Below are 17,498 nucleotides of genomic sequence, written 5' to 3'. Positions count from 1 at the left end.
CCGGAACATCGAGCCTGCGTGGATCGTTGGCACAGGGTGTCCCCGACCGGGACTCCCGAGCGAGCACCGTCCGTCAACGCCGATCGACTGGTGATCCACCCCTGACCCCTGCCCGGGTCAGGATCCCAGGCCACCACCGCTAGGCCCCACAGACAGACAAGGAGCACGACTACATGGATTGGCGCGACCGGTCAGCCTGCCTCGACGAGGACCCCGAGCTGTTCTTCCCCATCGGCAACACCGGCCCCGCGATCGCTCAGATCGAGGAGGCCAAGAAGGTGTGCCGCCGCTGCGAGGTCATCGACACCTGCCTCAAGTGGGCCATCGAGTCCGGCCAGGACGCCGGCGTCTGGGGCGGTCTGTCCGAGGACGAGCGCCGCGCGCTCAAGCGTCGTAACGCCCGCGCCCGCCGCGCCGGCTGAGACGCCCACCCACCTGCACGACCCGAGCCGGCGGCCAGCTCCTGACGGAGCGGCCACCGGCTCTCCCTTCGCCCGGGGTCAGCTGCGCTGACGCAGCCGGGCGCTGAAGCGCACGGTCGTCCCGCCCCGGGGGTTGTCCTCCCAGCGGATCGTGCCGCGCAGGTCCTGCACCATCGAGGTGACGATCCGGGTGCCGAGCCCGGCCCGGCTGGGCCGGAAGCCCGCCGGCAGTCCCGCCCCGTCGTCGGTGATGCTCACCCGCAGGATGTCCTCGCCGTCCGCCGCGGTGCGCTCGGCCCGCACGACGATCGCTCCCCCGTCGGGCACGCCGTGCTCGACGGCGTTCTGGACGAGCTCGGAGAGGATGAGCGCGACGGAGGTCGCCTCGTTCGGGCCCATCCAGCCGAAGCTGCCCTCGACCCGTGAGTCGAGCGAGCCCTGGGTGCGCGCGACCTCGATGATGCCGCGCAGCCCGCGTACGGCGATCTCGTCGAAGTCGGCCTCCTCGGAGAAGCCGGTGCTCAGCGTCTCGTAGACCATCGCGATGACCCCGACCCGGCGCTCGGCCTCGCGCAGCGCCTGGCGACCCTCGCCGTCCTCGACCCGGCGCCCCTGCATGCGCAGCAGGGCGGCCACGGTCTGCAGGTTGTTCTTCACCCGGTGGTGGATCTCGCGGATCGTCTGGTCCTTGCTGAGCACCTCCTCGTCGCGGTGCCGCAGGTCCGAGATGTCGCGGATGAGGACGATCGCGCCCTGCCGGGCGCCGCCCCGCGTCAGCGGGAGGGCCCGCAAGGTCGCGGCCTGGCCACCAGCGGTCACCTCGGCGCGCCACGCGGCGCGACCCATGACGACGATGGCCAGGCCCTCGTCGAGCGGTCCGTCGAGACGCGGCAGCCCGCCGATCGCCTGCGCGAGCACCGCGCCGAGGATCTGGCCGTCGTGGCCGAGGCGGCGCATCGCGCTCACGGCGTTCGGGCTGGCGAAGAGGACCTCGCCCCGCTCGTCGAGCTGGATGACCCCGTCGGCGACCCGGGGCGCCCCGCGGCGCTGGCCCGTCGGGGCCGACGCCGAGGGCCACTCCCCCCGCACGAGCATCTCGCTCAGCGTGTCGGTGAGCTCGCCGTAGGTGCGCTCGAGCGGGCTGGTCGAGCGGTCTCGACCACCTGGCTGGTGCCGGGTGACGACGCCGACCGTGCGCCCGCCGAGCCGCACGGGCACGGCGGCGACCTTCGTCGCGCCCTCGAGGCCGTCGGCGTCGATGCACTGCCCCGCGTCCGCAGCGGCGTCGATGACCTCGCGCAGGTCGTCGAAGGCGCGGCGCCCGATCATGTCGTCGACGAAGGCCATCGGCCCCGTCATCGGGCGGGCGTGGGCCACGGCGACCCAGCCCTCGTCGAGGCACACCCACATGACGAGGTCGCAGAAGCCGAGGTCGGCGAGCAGCTGCCAGTCCTCGAGGACCAGCCGCAGCCGCTCGACCTCGGCCTGCGTCAGACCGCTGGCCGCGAAGACCTCGGTCGTCGTGCGGACTGGGGTCACCGCGTCACCGAGCGCAGCATCCTCAGCGCGACGGACAGGGCGGCGACGGTCGGCGCCGAGAGCGCGCGGATGCCGGCGAGCGAGGTGCGCACGCGCTCCCACGACTCGTCGTGCCCGTCGAGCCAGCTCTGCCAGCGCTCCTCGGGCGTCGGGTCGCTCAGCTCGGAGCTCGACTCGAGCACCGAGCGGGTGAGCGCCTGCAGCGTCGCATAGAGGTCGTCGCGCAGCGCGCCGCGGGCCAGGCTGTCCCAGCGCTCGACGCGCGGCAGCGCGGTGACGCGCAGCAGCAGGTCGTCGATGCCGAAGCGCTCCGAGACGAGGTAGTACAGCTCGGCGACCTGCTCCGGCGTCTGCCCCGAGTCGGCGGCGATGTCGGTGATGTCGAGCAGCGAGTAGCCGTCGAGCAGCGACGCGGCCCGGGCCGCGAGCTGCTCGGGGACGCCTCGCTCGACGAGGTCGGCGGTGTTGTCCTCGAGACGCTTCGCCTCCGAGCCCTGGAGCATGCCGCCGACGCTGGAGCCGAGCTCGGCGACGACCGGCGCGAAGCGCTCGATCTCCTCGCGGATCGCCAGCCGGCCCGGGCGCGCGGCGAGCAGCCAACGCACCCCGCGGTCGAGCAGCCGACGGAACTCGAGGTAGAGCCGCGTCTGCACCTCGGTCGGCACGACGGCGTCGAGCGCCTCGACCTCGGCGACGTAGTCGTCGAGACCGAAGACCTCACGGATGACGACGTAGGCCCGGGCGACCTGCTCGGGGGTCGCACCGGTCTCGGTGACCGCGCGGTGCACGAAGGTGATGCCGCCGCGGTTGACGACGTCGTTGGCCAGGACGGTCGTGACGATCTGGCGGCGAAGGGGGTGCGCGAGCACCTGGTCGCCGTACTCGTCCCGGATGCGCTGCGGGAAGTACGAGAGCAGCATGTCCTCGGTCGCCGGGTCGTCCGGGGTCGCGGAGTCGAGCAGGTCGGCCTTGAGCGCGAGCTTGCTGTAGGCGAGGAGCACCGACAGCTCGGGCGAGGTGAGCCCCTGCCCGGCCTCCTGACGGCGGGCGACCTCGGTCGTGCTCGGCAGGAACTCGAGCTCGCGGTCGAGCTCGCCGCGCTCCTCGAGGTCGGTCATGAAGGTCTCGTGGACCGAGAGCATCGAGCCGCCCTGGGCACGCGCGTTGCCGAGCAGGACGTTCTGCTCGTAGTTGTCGCGCAGGACCATCTCGCCGACCTCGTCGGTCATCGAGGCGAGCAGGTCGACGCGGGCCGGCTCGTCGAGACCGCCCTCGCGCACGACGTCGCCGAGGAGGACCTTGATGTTGACCTCGTGGTCGCTCGTGTCGACGCCGGCCGAGTTGTCGACGGCGTCGGTGTTGATCCGCACGCCGCTCTGCGCGGCCTCGATGCGACCGCGCTGGGTGGCGCCGAGGTTGCCGCCCTCGCCGACGACCTTCGCCCGCAGCTGGGCGCCGTCGACGCGGTAGGCGTCGCCGGAGCGGTCGCCGACCTCGTCGTGGCTCTCGCTCTGCGCCTTGACGTAGGTGCCGATGCCGCCGTTCCACAGCAGGTCGGCCGGCGCGAGGAGGATCGCGCGGATGAGGTCGTTCGGCGCGAGCGAGGTCGCCCCGTCGAGACCGAGCGCGGCCGCGGCCTGCTCGCTCACGGGGATCGACTTCGCCGAGCGCGGCCACACGCCGCCGCCCTCGCTGATGAGGGAGGTGTCGTAGTCGGCCCACGAGCTGCGCGGCAGGTCGAAGAGCCGCCGGCGCTCGGCGAAGGAGCTCGCCGCGTCGGGGTCCGGGTCGAGGAAGACGTGACGGTGGTCGAAGGCCGCGAGCAGGCGGATGTGCTCGGACAGGAGCATCCCGTTGCCGAAGACGTCGCCTGACATGTCGCCGATGCCGACGACGGTGAAGTCCTCGCTCTGGGTGTCGACGCCCATCTCGCGGAAGTGCCGCTTGACCGACTCCCACGCGCCACGGGCCGTGATGCCCATGCCCTTGTGGTCGTAGCCGATCGAGCCGCCGGAGGCGAAGGCGTCGTCGAGCCAGAAGCCGTACTCCTGCGCGACGGAGTTCGCCAGGTCGGAGAAGGTCGCCGTGCCCTTGTCGGCCGCGACGACCAGGTAGGGGTCGTCGCCGTCGACACGGACGACGCGCTCGGGCGGGACGACCTCGGAGCCGACGCGGTTGTCGGTGATGTCGAGCAGACCGGAGATGAACTGCCGGTACGCGGCCCGGCCAGCCTCCATCCACGCCTCGCGGTCGGCGGAGGCGTCGGGCAGCTGCTTGCCGTAGAAGCCGCCCTTGCTGCCGGTCGGCACGATGACGGCGTTCTTGACCATCTGCGCCTTGACGAGGCCGAGGACCTCGGTGCGGAAGTCGTCGCGCCGGTCGCTCCAGCGCAGACCGCCGCGGGCGACCGCGCCGAAGCGCAGGTGGACGCCCTCGACCATCGGCGAGCACACCCAGATCTCGTAGGCGGGCCACGGCTTGGGCATGTCGGGCACCTTGCGCGGCTCGAGCTTGAGGCTGATCCGCGGCAGCGGCTGGCCCTGCTCGTCGCGCTGGTAGTAGCTCGTGCGCAGCGTCGCGGCGATCACGCCGACGAAGGAACGGATGACCCGGTCGTGCGCCAGCGAGGCGACGTCGTCGAGCAGCTCGTCGATCCGGCCGCGGATCTCGGCCTGGGCCGCCTCGCGCGCCTGCGCGTCACCCTCGACGTCGGGGTCGAAGCGGGCGTCGAAGAGCGCGACGAGCTCGCGGGCGATCTGGGTGTGCTCGGTGAGCGCCTCGGCGAGCGAGCGCAGGCTCCACGTCGTGCGGGTCTGGCGCAGGTAGCGCGCGACGGTCCGCAGCAGGGCGACCTGGCGCCAGGTGAGACCGGCGGAGACGACGAGCGAGTTGAGCGCGTCGGACTCGGCGCGACCGGACCAGACCGCGGTGACCGCGCTCTCGACGAGCTCGCGGAGCTCCTCGTGGGTGTGCTGCTCCCACAGCCCCGCGTCGTCGACCCGCAGGCCGAAGTCGTAGACGCCGATGCGCTCGCCGTCGGAGCGGGTGACGACGTAGGGCTCCTCGTCGACGACCTCGAGCCCGAGGTCGTGGAAGAGCGGCATGACGCGGGCCAGGGAGACCCGGTCGATGCTGAAGAGCTTGAAGCGGCGGACCGTCGCGCCGTCGTCGCGACCGTGGCCGCGACGGGGGTCGTACAGGACGCACTCGAAGCGGTGGTCCTCGTCGATGGAGACGAGGTTCTTGAGGTCGGCGACGGTCTGCGCGGCGTCGAAGTCGTCCTGGTAGTCGACGGGGAAGCCGTGGACGAAGGGGGCGAGCACCGCCTCGGCGCGATCGCCCAGTCGCTCCTCGGCGGCGGCGGCGAGGTGCTCGGTCCACGTGCGCGAGGCGGCCGCGACCCGGTCGCCGAGCGACCCGGCCTCGTCCGAGGACGGGGTGTAGACCGGCTCGCCGTCGGTGCGGCGCAGGACGTAGTACAGCCGCGCGAGGGAGTCCTCGCTCACGTGGGCGGTGAAGGTCGCCTCGTCGGCCCCGATCGCGGTGAGCAGGACCTCCTCGATGCGGTGGCGCACGGTCGTCGTGTAGCGGTCGCGCGAGAGGTAGACGAGCGCGGTGACGTACTGGCGCTGCTCGTCGCCGCGCAGGTAGAGCGAGGTCTGGCGCAGGGTCTCGATGCGCAGGATCGAGTGCACGACCTGGTCGAGGTGCTCGACGTCGTCCTGGAAGAGCTCGTCGCGGGGGAAGGTCTCGAGCAGGCGCAGCACCCGGTTGCCCGAGTGCGAGTCCTCGCTCCACCCGGCGGTGTGCAGGATCGAGGAGACCTTCGCCGAGACGACGGGGATCGTGATGACCGGCTCGGTGTAGGCGCTCGAGGTGAAGAGCCCGACGACGCGGGTCTCGCGCAGCGAGCCGTCGCTGCCCTGCCAGCGTACGGCGACGTGGTCGGGATACGCGGTGCGGTGCACGGTCGAGCGCGCACTGCCCTTGCCGATGCGCACGCCGACGCGGCCCTGCGCCAGGCGCTGCTCGGCCTCGCTGAGGGTGTACGCGTCGTCGGCGAGCAGACCGAGACCGGAGCCGGCGACGGGCTCCATGCCGGCGTCGGTCACGGTGTAGTCGCGGATGCCGAGGAAGGTGAGGTGGTCGCGGGTCAGCCAGCGCAGCAGCTCGGCGGCCTCGTCGAGCTCGTCGTCGTCCCCGGACGCGGAGATCTCGTCGGCGCGCTCGAGCGCGCGCTGCTGCATCGCCTCCCAGTCCTGGACGGCGCAGCGCACGTCGTCGAGGACGTCGCGCACCGTCGTCGTCAGCACCTCGTCGTCGGCGGCGGACGCGGAGGTCTCGACGTGCATCCACGACTCGGCGAGCTCGCCGGCAGCGACGCCCTGGCCGCCCGTCGGGGCGTCGCGCAGGTCGACGATGCGGCCGTCGTCGTCGCGGCGGACGGCGAACTGCGGGTGGATGACGAGGGTGACCCGGTGGCCGAGGCGCTCGAGCGCCCCGACGACGGAGTCGACGAGGAAGGGACGGTCGTCGGTGACGACGTCGACCGAGCCGTTGCGCACGTGGAGGTGGGACTGCCCGGCCGAGCGCCGCTCGGCGGCGGAGCGGTGTCGGCTCGCGAGCGCGAGCAGGTCCTCGGGTGGTCGGCCGGAGACCTCGGCCGGGTCCACGTGCCGCAGGTAGCGGCGGACGAAGGTGGGGTCCTCACCCGCCGCGGCGGCCGCCGCGGCGGCCCCCTCGGCGACGGTGGAGGACGAGTCGGCGGAGAGCGGAACCATGTGCTCGGGCATCCTTGATCTGCGGTCTCGACGGCGGGTGGCCGACGTCCTCGTCGGCTCGCGCACCCAGCCTAGCGCCGTGCCGTCACGCGCCGAGACGCCGCCTGACCGCGCGTGCCTCGCTGTCGACGAAGCCCCCGATGACCTCGGCGATCTGACCCTCGAGCGAGCGCCCGACGAGCGGGATGGAGCACGTGAGGTCGCCATCGACGACGAGGCTGCAGCCCTGCCCCTCGGGCGTGAGGGAGAGGGTGCCGTCCATCGTCACGGGGGCGCCCTTGACCCGCACGACGACCGTGCCGCGCCGGGCGCCGTCGGACGCGGCGTCGCTCTCCCAGCGACGGTCGTCGGTGACGGTGAGGGAGTCGCCGAGGAACTTCTTCGCCGGGCCGGGCGCACCGTCGGTGGGCAGGTTGAGCACGATGCTCACGACGTCGGCGTCGGAGCCGCGGGTGACCTCGGCGCGGGGGTCGGTCCCGGTCCGGGCGACCCGCTCGCGCTGGAAGCCCTCGTCCATCAGCAGGTCGTAGACCTGCTCGCAGGGGGCGTCGAAGCTGTAGGCACGGTGGAAGCGCATGGCCTCACGGTAGCCATCTCAAGACCTCCTCGGCGCGGTGGGCCAGGGCCGCTCGGCGGCGCTCGAGCAGCACCGCGCTGCGCTGCAGCCGTCGGCCCAGCCGCTCGGCCGTCTCGGCACGCTCGGCGTCCGCGCTGCCGTCGGCCTCGCCGGAGATGCCCCACCCGGGCAGCACCTGCCCGTCCTGCACGACGAGCCCGTGCGAGCGGGCCTCGTCGCTCGCGCGGCGCAGGTCGTGCTGCGCCTCGCCGAGCGCTGCGGCGAAGTCGTCGAGCGCGTCGGCGAGCTCTCGCATCCGCGCGGCCGCACCGCGGCTTGTCGCCGTCACGGCGTCGACCCGGCGACGGTGCCCGACGGCCACGCGACCGATCCACCCCGCAGCAGCAGCCGCGTGGGCTGCGTCGGTCTCGTCGGCGCGGACCTCGAGGTCGCCGGCCCGCCGTCGCAGCGACGCGACGAGGGCCGAGACCGACGCGGCGTCACCCAGCAGCGCGGCGCTCATCGGGCCTCGCGGGCGTGGTCCTCGGCGGGTCGCGGCGCGCTGGAGGGAGCGCGGCGCGCCTCGCCCCGGGTGCCGGTGCTGCCGAGGACGTAGGCCAGCTCGGCGCACTCGGCGTCGACCCCGCGCAGCGCGCTCACGAGGGCGTCGACCGCGTCGTCGACGACCCGCTGGGTGCCGTGGTCGCCCACCATGACGAGGCTGTCGAGGAGCTCGTCGCCGGCGGCCCGCGCGAGCCGTCCGAGACCGCCGACCGCGGTGGCGAGCTCGGTCAGACGCTGCGGCTCGGGGTGTCCTGGCATGGTGCCGTCAGCGTATCCGTCACGTCGCCGGCGGCCGCCGGGTCGCCCACAGGGCCGCCGGTCAGCCCGCCTCGGCCACGAGCTGGTCGAGCTCGGTGACGTCGTACCAGAGGAGGTCGTCGTAGCCCTCGCCGAGCGCGGTGCCGGTGCTCTCCTCGACGTGGAAGGACACGACGTCGGACAGGGCGACGGGGGCCTCGACGACGGCGGTCCACGCGTCCTGCTCGACCACCGACGCGACGTCGGCGGCGACGACGACGCGGCGCTCACCCTTCGTCCGGCGGCGGTCAGCGGCGCTGTCGAGCGCCTGGCAGGTCGCCTCGAACTCGAGGTCCTCCTCGTCCTCGCCCGGGTGGTCCGCGCGGTCCCCCGCCGTCACGGCGTGCACGGTGCGGCGGGAGGAGATCGGGACCTCGCCGGAGGTCTGCACGGCGGCGAGGTCGGACATGACCAGCGGCAGGTAGACGCGCACGCTCACGACCGACCCCCGCCCCGCGGGCTCTCCCGCAGCTCGGCGAGGGCCTCGTCGACCGCCTGGGCGAGCACGTCGAGGTCGGGCATCGCGAGACGGTCGGCGTTGAGCCCGAAGTAGACCGACCCGTCGTAGGAGGTCAGCCCCACGGCGAGCGCCTGCCCGCGCGAGAGCGGCATGACGGGGTAGGTCGCGAGCAGCCGCGCTCCCCCGGCGTACAGGGGCTGCTGGGGGCCGGGCACGTTGGTCACGACGAGGTTGAAGAGGCGCCGGGTCATCGCCGCTCCGGTCCGCGCGCCGAGCGAGTGCAGGGTGGGCGGCGCGAAGCCGCCGAGCGAGGACAGCGAGGCGGCGTCGACCGCCTGCGTGGTCTCCATCTGCTGGCGCATCGAGAAGGCGATCTGGTGCAGGCGCATCGACGGGCTGGCCTCGCCGACGGGCAGGTCGACGAAGCACGCGGTGAGGCGCGAGCCGGAGCGGTGGTCGCCGGACTCGTCGTAGACGCTCACCGGGACCATCACGCGGATGACGGCGGTCGAGCTGAGGTGCTCGCCGCGGTTCTGCATCCACGTGCGCAGCGCACCGGTGATCGTCGCGAGGACGACGTCGTTGATCGTCACGTCCTCGACGTAGCGCCCACGGGTCAGGCTGGTCCGGATGCGGCGGTAGTCCGCGAGGTCCGTGCGCACCATGACCCACCGACGGGTGCCCGACACGGTGACGTCGAGCGGCGACTGCGGGGCCGGGCGCGTGCCGACCTGGGCGAGGGTCGAGACGAGCCCGCCGGCCAGGCCGAGGGCGCGCCGCCCGGTCTCGGAGACGTCGCGCAGACCCCCGCGGACGTTGTCGGCGACCTGGCTGGGTCGGCGCACCGAGTCCATGACAGCGTCGGCGACGAGGCGAAGGGGGCTGGGAGACCCCGTGGGCCGGCGGGTCTCCTCGTCCGGGTGGACCCCGTCGGGGTCGAGGAGGAGATGCCCGACGTCGACGGCGTTGATGCCGTCGACGAGCGACTGGTGCGCCTTGCTGACGATCGCGAAACGGCCGTCGGTCAGCCCCTCGACGAAGTAGAGCTCCCACAGCGGACGGCTGCGGTCGAGCGGGCGCGAGGTGATCCGCGCGACGAACTCCTCGAGCTGCTCGTCGTCACCCGGACGCGGGAGCGCGGAGCGGCGCACGTGGTAGGTGAGGTCGAAGTCCTCGTCGTCGACCCACACGGGGTTCGCGAGCCGCGCGGGCACGCTCTGGACGCGCTGGCGGTAGCGCGGCGAGCTCGCGATGCGCTCGGCGATGAGCTCGACGAGGCTGTCGTAGTCGAAGCCGTCACGTGGGGGCTCGAAGATCATGACCGACCCGACGTGCATCGGCAGCGTGGCGTCCTCGAGGTAGAGGAACGACGAGTCGAGGGCGGACAGTCGTTGGCTCACCGGGCCATCGTCGCACGGGGCCTGCCTGCTCACCTGCTCCTCGTGCGGGCCCGCCGCAGCCCACGCCGCTCGTGGCGCTCGGCCCGCGGCACCTCGACGTCGAGGAGGTCGGCGGCCAGCGCCCGCAGGGCGAGACGGGCCGGGCTGCTCGGGGCCCTCTCGGCGAGGGTCGCACCCGCGAGCATCGCCGCGTCCGTCGCCGCGGGGTCGTCCGGGACGAAGACGAGCCCGGTCAGGCCGGCGAAGCGCTCGAGCGACTCGGAGATCCGTCGCTGCGGGTCGGGCCCGACCGCGGCGGCGCGGACCCTGTTGACGACGGTGCGTGGCTGCGGGCTCGGCACCGACGCCAACGACTGCACCGCCCGGACGAGCCGTTGCAGGCCGACGGGGTCACCCGCACCGACGACGAGGAGGTCGTCGGCGACCGCGAGCGCGGTGAGGGTCGTCGCGTTGCGACGCGGCGCAGCCGTGTCGTAGGAGAGCTCCTCGTCCTCCTCGACGCAGAAGCCGAGGTCGAGGACGACGAGCGGGGCGAGCCCCCGCGCCAGCTCGAGGACCTGCTCGACCGCCGAGGCACGCAGCTCGGGCCATCGCTGCGGGCTGACGACGCCGGAGACGACCCGAAGCCCCGGGGCGACCTCGGGGGCGAGGCGCGCGAGCGAGACGAGGTCGAGGGTGCCCAGCTCGGACGCCCGGGCCGCCGCCGCGATGCCCGGCGACTCGTCGAGCATCGACAGCGCCTGGGCGACCGAGGCACCGTACGTGTCGAGGTCGAGCAGCACGGTCGGCACCCCGAGCGCCGCCGCCTCGCTGGCCACCCCGACCGCCACGGTGGTGCGGCCGGGCGCACCGGTCGGGCCCCAGACCGCGACCACCCGGCCGCGGACCGGCTCGGCGTCGGTCACGGTGTCGTCGTCGCCCGCCCCGCCGGGCCCTCGCGCGTCGATCTGCGTCTCGTCGGCGCGTCGGGCCGTGCTGCGGGCTGCCGTGCCCAGGCGCTCGCGCAGCTCGTCGCGGTCGAGACCCGGGTGGACGACGGTCTCGACGCCGAGCTGGCGCAGGACGCGCTCCGAGGGCTCGTCACCCTCCGCCGACGCCCCGACGACGGCCACGCCGTCGCCCGACATCCGGGCGACGGCGTCGCGTCCGACGCCCCTGAGGTCGGCCGAGACGATGGCGACGTCGCCGTGCCCGGCGGCGACGGCGGCGAGCAGGTCCGCCAGGTCCGGGCACCGGCGTGCCACCCGGACCCCGGGGACCTCGTCGATCGCGGTGACCAGCTGGCTCTCCCAGCCGTGGCCGACCGCGACGAGGACGTCGATCACTCCGCGACCTCGGCGAGGGTGCCGCCGTTGGCCACGACGCGGAGGGGTGGGTCGGCGTCGGTGTCCGCGGAGAGCACCCGCTCGACCTCGTCCTCGGGGATGAGCAGCTCGACGGACGAGTCCGCGCTGCTGCCGCCGATGACGGTGCCGCCCTGCGTCGGCACGCGGTGCACCGTTACCGGGCTGAGCAGCTCGGTGTACTCGGGTCGCCTGCCAGCCTGCTTGTCCTGCGAGCTGAGGGGAGCGGCGGCGTAGATCGCGACGCGCGACCCCTTCGCCAGGCCGCTGAGATCGGTCGCGGGGACGTGGACGACGGTCGGGAAGACGGTGAGGTCGCCGCGGTCGATGAGGGCGGAGCGGGGCACGAGCTCGCCCTGGCGCAGCTCGCGGTCGATGGTCGCGCCCTGGGGGAACTCACGCCCGGTCTGCAGGTACTTGCCCGCCTGGTCACCGAGCGAGACGTCGACGCGCACGAGGTCGCTCTCGCGCACGGGGTCGCCCGGGGTCATGTCCGAGGCCGCGGCCCACACCCCGACCCGCTCGTCGGCCGCGCCGATCGCCAGGGCCCCGACGACGACCGAGGCGAGGACGAGCACGACGCCGACGAGCAGACGGCTGTCCTTCCAGCTCGGCGCGGAGAGTCGTCGGGCGGTCGGTGCGGGCAGATCGGCGCTCACGGTGCTCCCCTGGCTCTCGTCGGTGACGGGCGGGTGTCCTCGGCGACGCCCGCAGGCTGCGTGCCCCACTATGGCCCAGGTCGGGGCCCCGCGGCACGCGGTCTCCACAGGCTCCGGCGCACCCCGCGCGAGCAGTGGCAGACTGACGGCTCCCGTCCTGCCCCGTCGTGCGAGAGACCATGGCCAAGAGATTCGTCCCGCTGAGCGAGGTCGCCGAGACCCTCGACATCTCCGCTGCCCAGGCGTACGCCCTCGTGCGCAGCGGAGAGCTGCCGGCGATCAAGGTCGGCGGGCGCGGCCAGTGGCGCGTCGAGCTCACCGAGCTCGACGCCTACATCGAGCGGATGTACTCGCAGACGAAGGCCTTCGTCGACTCCCAGCGCGACGGCTGACCCCGCCTCGCCCAGGGGCTGAGCCGCCTCACCCCGCGTCGGCGACGGCCGCGAGGGCCGCCAGCGGCAGGACCCGCACCGAGCGCACGTCGCCCGCCCGCCGCGGCACGTCCACGGGGTGCTCTCCGACGTCGACGACGTCGGCCCCGACCCCGTCGATCGTGCCGGTCGTCAGCCCTCCCCCGACGTCGTGCACGTGCACGACCCGGCGGTCCCGGCTCACCCCTCGCAGCGCGTAGCCCAGGGTCAGCCGCCGTGCGCTCGCCGTGCTGCGCGGCCGCCGGGCCAGCCCGGACAGGGAGACGACGGCGCCGGTGACGACGAGCGTCGGGCGCGAGCGCGCCTCGAGCACGAACCACCCCGCCCCCACGTCGACGAGCACCCCCTCGAGCCGCCGCCCGCCGAGAAGGTGCGCTCCGACGACGGCTCCCGTCGACCCCACGAGCCGGTCGGTGAGCGTCACCTTCGAGCGCTCGACGCGGGTGCGCTCGGCGACCTCGCTGTCGAGCTCGAGACGCTCCTGGGCGGCGAGCTGCGACTCGAGGTCGTCGAAGAGACGGTCCCAGCGCATGGGCGACATCCTGCCCGCGCGCCGGCTCCCCCGCCGGGCGCGCGCTCAGCGGCGTGGGCCGCGCGGCGTGATGACCGCTCGGCGACCACCCTGTTGCTCGATGTAGTTTGATGTTGTTTGCTGCTGTTTGACGGCATTAGATGATCGTCGCAGACCGGCAGCCCGACGACGCAGAGGTGAGGACGATGACCACGACGACCGGCCGAGGAGCGCTCTTCGGCTTCTTCGTCACCGCCACGGCGGTGACGGTCGCACTCGCCGCCGCCTGCCGGACGGCGGTCGCGCAGCCCGAGCCCTCCGACCCCGGCTCGGTCCTGCTCGCCCTGTGCGCCGCCGCAGCCTGCGCGGGTGCCGGATGGCTCTGCGCGCTGAGCGGGCTCCACCTCGCTGCCACGCTGCCGGGCCGGCTGGGGTGTCTCGTGACGCGCCTGGCCGACCGGGTCACCCCCGCCGTCCTGCGCCAGGGTCTCGCCGTCGTCGTCACGACGAGCAGCGTCGCCGTGGTCCTGCCAGGTGCGAGCGTGTCCGCGAGCGCCGCGACGACCGGCACGCCCGGTCGTGGCGGCGAGGATCCCGCAGGCCCGCCCTCGGCCTCCGCTCCCGACCCGGGGTGGCGTGCCACCGTGCCCACCTCGGTCCCCGACGCCTCGTGGCGGGCGACGGCGGTGCCGCACGAGAGGTCAGCCGCTCCCCCCGCCGTCCCGCCGTCGGCGGGCTGGACCCCCCACCGCCCGCGGCCGGTGCAGCAGCCCTCGCTCGAGGTCATCGGTGGGCGAGCGGCCCCGGCGGACGAGCCGCGCGTGAGCCACGCCGTGCGCCGCGGTGACTGCCTGTGGGACGTCGTCGAGCGTCACCTCGGGTCCCGCGCGACCCCGGCGGAGGTCGCCGCGGCCCTGCCGCACTGGTACGAGACCAACCGGTCCGTCATCGGCGACAACCCCGACCTCGTGCTGCCGGGCACCGTCCTGCACGCACCCGACCCGCTGCCCGCCGCGGGATGGACCGCGCGATGAGCACGCCCATCCACATCGTCCCCGCGCCCTCGGCGCGGCCGGTCGGCGTCCCGCTCCCCACCCGCGACGAGGCGGACCGGCGCGACCCTCGCACCCCCTACGTCCAGGACGCGCTGGCCGTCGACTTCCGGATGGCCAGCGACGAGGCCGTCTTCGGCATCCAGCCGACCCCGGCCGACGAGCTCCCCGACGCCCAGGCCTGGGCGGCCCACGTGGGCCAGGCCGTCGTCGAGGTCATGCACGGGGCGCGGCCGCCGGCGCAGGTGCTGCGGTGGACCTCCCCCGAGGTCTACACCGTCGTCGCGCGCCGCGGCGCGCTCGCCGCCCGACGGGCGGGTCACCCCCTTCGTCAGGGCGAAGGGGTGGTCCGCCGCGTCCGGGTCCGCACCGCGCGGGTCTGCCACCCGCGCGACGACGTCGCCGAGGCCAGCCTCGTCGTGCACGACGGCGGGCGGCTGCGCGCCATGGCGATACGGCTGGAGGGCCGTGACGGACGCTGGGTCGTCACGGCCCTCCAGGTGGCCTGAGGGCGGGGGCTCACAGCCCGTCGCGCTTGGTCGTCACCGCTTCTTGCGCTGCTTCTTCGCGGCGGCGCGACGCTCCGAGCGCGAGCTGCCGGCGGTGACGGTCTCGTCGTCGTCGCGCTCCTCGACGCTGCCGTCCTCGGACGGGGCCGAGTAGTGCAGGTTGCGCGCGCTCGGCTCGTCCTCGAGCCCCTTCGCCCGGATCGCCGGACGCTCGTGGGCGACGTCGCCCTCGCCCTCGCCCGAGCCGGAGCCGGAGCCGATGAGGTCGGAGACGCTCATCGGGGCGGCGCCGACGCTCGTGCGCTGGTCGACCTCGACCTCGGCGTTGAAGAGGTAGCCGACGCTCTCCTCCTTGATCGCCTCGTTCATCGCCTCGAAGAGCTGGAAGCCCTCGCGCTGGTACTCGACGAGCGGGTCGCGCTGGGCCATGGCCCGCAGGCCGATGCCCTCCTTGAGGTAGTCCATCTCGTAGAGGTGCTCGCGCCACTTGCGGTCGAGGACCGACAGCACGACGCGTCGCTCGAGCTCGCGCGCCACCGGCGGGGTGAGCTCGGCTTCGCGGCGGTCGTATGCCTCGTGGATGTCGGTGACGACCTCCTCGCGCAGGTTCGCCGCCGTGAGCTTGGTGAGGCCGCCGGCCCGCTCGAGCAGGTCCTCCTTGGTGAAGGAGATCGGGTAGACCGCGCCGAGCGCCGTGAGCAGTCGGTCGAGGTCCCAGTCCTCGGCGAAGCCCGCCGAGGTCTCCGCGTCGACGTAGCCGCCGGCGACGTCGGTCATGAAGTGACGGACCTGCTCCTCGAGGTCCTCGCCCTTGAGCACCCGGCGCCGCTCGTCGTAGACGACGGTGCGCTGGCGGTTGAGGACGTCGTCGTACTTGAGGACGTTCTTGCGGGTCTCGAAGTTCTGCCCCTCGAGCTGGCTCTGCGCCGACTCGATCGAGCGCGAGAGCAGCTTGCCCTCGATGGGGGTGTCGTCGTCGATCTTCGCCGTCGCCATGACGCGGTCGACGAAGCCGGCGTTGAAGAGCCGCATGAGGCTGTCCTGCAGCGAGAGGTAGAAGCGAGACTCGCCCGGGTCGCCCTGACGGCCGGAGCGACCGCGCAGCTGGTTGTCGATGCGGCGCGACTCGTGCCGCTCGGTGCCCAGGACGTACAGGCCACCGAGCTCGGTGACCTCCTCGTGCTCGGACTCGACGGCCTTCTCGGCGGCGGCGAGCGCGTCGTCCCACGCCGCCTCGTACTCCTCCGGGGTCTCCTCGGGGTCCAGGCCGCGCTTCTTCAGCTCGGCGACCGCGCGGAACTCCGGGTTGCCGCCGAGCATGATGTCGGTGCCTCGACCGGCCATGTTCGTCGCGACGGTGACGGCGCCCTTGCGCCCCGCGTCGGCGACGATCGCGGCCTCGCGCTCGTGGTGCTTGGCGTTGAGGACCTCGTGCTTCACGCCGCGCTTGGTCAGCTCGGCGGAGAGGTACTCGCTCTTCTCGACGCTCGTCGTGCCGACGAGGACCGGCTGGCCCTCCTCGTACTTGTCGGCGATGTCGTCGACGACCGCGCGGAACTTCGCCTCCTCCGTGCGGTAGACGAGGTCGGCCTGGTCCTTGCGGACCATCGGGCGGTTCGTGCGGATCGGCACGACACCGAGCTGGTAGATCGAGTGCAGCTCGGCGGCCTCGGTCTGGGCGGTGCCCGTCATGCCGGAGAGCTTGTCGTAGAGCCGGAAGTAGTTCTGCAGGGTGATCGTCGCCAGGGTCTGGTTCTCGTTCTTGATCTCCACACCCTCCTTGGCCTCGATCGCCTGGTGCATGCCCTCGTTGTAGCGACGCCCCTTGAGGATGCGACCGGTGTGCTCGTCGACGATGAGGACCTCGCCGTCGATGACGACGTAGTCCTTGTCGCGCTTGAAGAGCTCCTTGGCCTTGATCGCGTTGTTGAGGTACCCGATGAGGGGGGTGTTGACGCTCTCGTAGAGGTTGTCGATGCCGAGGGCGTCCTCGATCTTCTCGATGCCCGGCTCGAGCACGCCGATCGTGCGCTTCTTCTCGTCGACCTCGTAGTCGCCGGTCGCCGCGATGCCCTTGAGGGTGTCGGCGGCGGTGCCGCGCTCGAGCTTCGTGACGAGCTTAGCGAACTCGACGTACCACTTCGTCGGCTGGTCGGCCGGCCCCGAGATGATGAGCGGCGTGCGCGCCTCGTCGATGAGGATCGAGTCGACCTCGTCGACGATGCAGAAGTTGTGGCCGCGCTGCACGAGGTCGTCGACCTTGTTGGCCATGTTGTCGCGCAGGTAGTCGAAGCCGAACTCGTTGTTCGTGCCGTAGGTGATGTCCTTCGCGTACTCCGCGCGGCGCTCCTCCGGCGTCATGTGCGACAGGATGCAGCCGGTCTCGAGCCCCAGGGCGCGGTGGACTCGACCCATGAGGTCCGCCTGGTACTGCGCGAGGTAGTCGTTGACGGTGATGACGTGCACGCCCTTGCCCTCGAGCGCGTTGAGATAGCTCGGCAGGGTGGCGACGAGGGTCTTGCCCTCACCGGTCTTCATCTCCGCGACGTTGCCCAGGTGGAGCGCGGCGCCACCCATGACCTGCACGTCGAAGTGGCGCTTGCCGATGGTGCGGCGGGACGCCTCGCGCACGGCCGCGAAGGCCTCGGGGAGGATGTCGTCCAGCGTCTCGCCGTCGGCGAGGCGAGCGCGGAACTTCTCCGTCTCACCTCGCAGCTCGGCGTCGCTCATCGCCTCGAAGTCCTCCTCGACGGCGGCGACCTGCGCGGCGATGCCCTCCAGCCGCTTGACGACCCGGCCCTCACCGGCACGCAGCAGCTTCTCGACGATCTTCACGGGTATGTCTCTCCTGACGACGGCATCCGACCCGCGGCGAGACCCTGCAGCCTCGGGGGTCGTGGACTGTGGGTCAGGTTAGTCCCTCGCCACAGCAGCGCCCAACGAAGAGGGTCGCGCGGCGGTTCCCCCTTCGCCC

At 73.2% G+C, this 17,498-nt stretch carries 15 protein-coding genes; 4 read left to right on the top strand and 11 right to left on the bottom strand.

Annotated features, from left to right (window positions below):
* The first annotated feature begins 173 nt into the window (after nt 1-173).
* Nucleotides 174-422: a WhiB family transcriptional regulator gene (locus LIV55_RS14655; RefSeq protein WP_068273570.1), complete on the top strand. Its 249-nt coding sequence runs from the start codon at nt 174-176 to the stop codon at nt 420-422.
* Nucleotides 423-500: 78 nt separating this feature from the next.
* On the opposite strand, the gene LIV55_RS14650 is transcribed toward LIV55_RS14655, so the two are convergent.
* From LIV55_RS14650 to LIV55_RS14610, 9 genes are all read right to left on the bottom strand, one after another.
* Nucleotides 501-1,961 carry a sensor histidine kinase gene (locus LIV55_RS14650; protein ID WP_229300746.1) on the bottom strand — a complete coding sequence of 487 codons (1,461 nt, stop codon included), beginning with the start codon at nt 1,959-1,961 and terminating at the stop codon, nt 501-503.
* A complete protein-coding gene (locus LIV55_RS14645; protein WP_229300745.1) occupies nt 1,958-6,742 on the bottom strand; it encodes an NAD-glutamate dehydrogenase in 4,785 nt (1,594 codons plus the stop codon). The genes LIV55_RS14650 and LIV55_RS14645 overlap by 4 nt, the downstream gene beginning before the upstream one ends.
* Before the next feature lie 85 nt (nt 6,743-6,827).
* Nucleotides 6,828-7,319: a DUF2505 domain-containing protein gene (locus LIV55_RS14640; RefSeq protein ID WP_229300744.1), complete on the bottom strand. Its 492-nt coding sequence runs from the start codon at nt 7,317-7,319 to the stop codon at nt 6,828-6,830.
* A gap of 4 nt (nt 7,320-7,323) precedes the next feature.
* Entirely contained in the window at nt 7,324-7,821 is a 498-nt protein-coding gene (locus LIV55_RS14635) for a hypothetical protein (RefSeq protein WP_229300743.1), read from the bottom strand.
* The gene (locus LIV55_RS14630) at nt 7,818-8,120 is read right to left on the bottom strand and encodes a hypothetical protein (RefSeq protein ID WP_229300742.1); all 303 of its coding nucleotides are present in this window, start codon (nt 8,118-8,120) and stop codon (nt 7,818-7,820) included. The genes LIV55_RS14635 and LIV55_RS14630 overlap by 4 nt, the downstream gene beginning before the upstream one ends.
* A gap of 61 nt (nt 8,121-8,181) precedes the next feature.
* Nucleotides 8,182-8,598 (bottom strand): DUF6912 family protein, encoded by a 417-nt coding sequence (locus LIV55_RS14625; RefSeq protein ID WP_229300741.1) that lies wholly within the window; start codon nt 8,596-8,598, stop codon nt 8,182-8,184.
* Nucleotides 8,595-10,019 carry a WS/DGAT/MGAT family O-acyltransferase gene (locus tag LIV55_RS14620; protein ID WP_229300740.1) on the bottom strand — a complete coding sequence of 475 codons (1,425 nt, stop codon included), beginning with the start codon at nt 10,017-10,019 and terminating at the stop codon, nt 8,595-8,597. The genes LIV55_RS14625 and LIV55_RS14620 overlap by 4 nt, the downstream gene beginning before the upstream one ends.
* A 29-nt stretch (nt 10,020-10,048) precedes the next feature.
* On the bottom strand, nt 10,049-11,344 hold the full coding sequence (locus tag LIV55_RS14615) for a CpaE/TadZ family protein (protein ID WP_229300739.1): 1,296 nt from the start codon (nt 11,342-11,344) through the stop codon (nt 10,049-10,051).
* Entirely contained in the window at nt 11,341-12,021 is a 681-nt protein-coding gene (locus LIV55_RS14610) for a hypothetical protein (RefSeq protein WP_123091089.1), read from the bottom strand. The genes LIV55_RS14615 and LIV55_RS14610 overlap by 4 nt, the downstream gene beginning before the upstream one ends.
* Before the next feature lie 179 nt (nt 12,022-12,200).
* On the opposite strand from LIV55_RS14610, the gene LIV55_RS14605 reads away from it, so the two are divergent.
* On the top strand, nt 12,201-12,413 hold the full coding sequence (locus LIV55_RS14605; protein WP_068273548.1) for a helix-turn-helix domain-containing protein: 213 nt from the start codon (nt 12,201-12,203) through the stop codon (nt 12,411-12,413).
* A 28-nt stretch (nt 12,414-12,441) separates the two neighbouring features.
* On the opposite strand, the gene LIV55_RS14600 is transcribed toward LIV55_RS14605, so the two are convergent.
* Entirely contained in the window at nt 12,442-12,984 is a 543-nt protein-coding gene (locus LIV55_RS14600; RefSeq protein WP_229300738.1) for a hypothetical protein, read from the bottom strand.
* 185 nt (nt 12,985-13,169) lie between these two features.
* Between LIV55_RS14600 and LIV55_RS14595 the strand changes: the two genes are divergently transcribed.
* Together LIV55_RS14595 and LIV55_RS14590 are read left to right on the top strand one after the other, a co-directional pair.
* Nucleotides 13,170-13,997, top strand: a complete 828-nt coding sequence (locus LIV55_RS14595; protein WP_229300737.1) for a LysM peptidoglycan-binding domain-containing protein — start codon at nt 13,170-13,172, stop codon at nt 13,995-13,997.
* A complete protein-coding gene (locus LIV55_RS14590) occupies nt 13,994-14,524 on the top strand; it encodes an Rv3235 family protein (RefSeq protein WP_123091535.1) in 531 nt (176 codons plus the stop codon). Before LIV55_RS14595 ends, LIV55_RS14590 begins: the two co-directional genes overlap by 4 nt.
* A gap of 33 nt (nt 14,525-14,557) precedes the next feature.
* Here LIV55_RS14590 and secA read toward each other — a convergent pair whose 3' ends face one another.
* Complete coding sequence (secA, locus tag LIV55_RS14585; RefSeq protein WP_372456522.1) at nt 14,558-17,359, bottom strand: preprotein translocase subunit SecA; 2,802 nt, start codon at nt 17,357-17,359, stop codon at nt 14,558-14,560.
* Nucleotides 17,360-17,498 lie beyond the last annotated feature (139 nt).

Origin of the sequence: Janibacter melonis, from assembly GCF_020567375.1 — a bacterium.
GTDB lineage: Bacteria > Actinomycetota > Actinomycetes > Actinomycetales > Dermatophilaceae > Marihabitans > Marihabitans melonis.
This window is presented reverse-complemented; position numbering and strand designations above follow the sequence as displayed.

What these genes read in the sequence shown, in the direction of transcription:
- LIV55_RS14630 (WP_229300742.1), bottom strand. Translation starts at nt 8,120, where the DNA reads ATGCCAGGACACCCCGAGCCGCAGCGTCTGACCGAGCTCGCCACCGCG.
- LIV55_RS14645 (WP_229300745.1), bottom strand. Translation starts at nt 6,742, where the DNA reads ATGGTTCCGCTCTCCGCCGACTCGTCCTCCACCGTCGCCGAGGGGGCC.
- LIV55_RS14655 (WP_068273570.1), top strand. Translation starts at nt 174, where the DNA reads ATGGATTGGCGCGACCGGTCAGCCTGCCTCGACGAGGACCCCGAGCTG.
- LIV55_RS14600 (WP_229300738.1), bottom strand. Translation starts at nt 12,984, where the DNA reads ATGCGCTGGGACCGTCTCTTCGACGACCTCGAGTCGCAGCTCGCCGCC.
- LIV55_RS14595 (WP_229300737.1), top strand. Translation starts at nt 13,170, where the DNA reads ATGACCACGACGACCGGCCGAGGAGCGCTCTTCGGCTTCTTCGTCACC.
- LIV55_RS14640 (WP_229300744.1), bottom strand. Translation starts at nt 7,319, where the DNA reads ATGCGCTTCCACCGTGCCTACAGCTTCGACGCCCCCTGCGAGCAGGTC.
- LIV55_RS14605 (WP_068273548.1), top strand. Translation starts at nt 12,201, where the DNA reads ATGGCCAAGAGATTCGTCCCGCTGAGCGAGGTCGCCGAGACCCTCGAC.
- LIV55_RS14590 (WP_123091535.1), top strand. Translation starts at nt 13,994, where the DNA reads ATGAGCACGCCCATCCACATCGTCCCCGCGCCCTCGGCGCGGCCGGTC.
- LIV55_RS14635 (WP_229300743.1), bottom strand. Translation starts at nt 7,821, where the DNA reads ATGAGCGCCGCGCTGCTGGGTGACGCCGCGTCGGTCTCGGCCCTCGTC.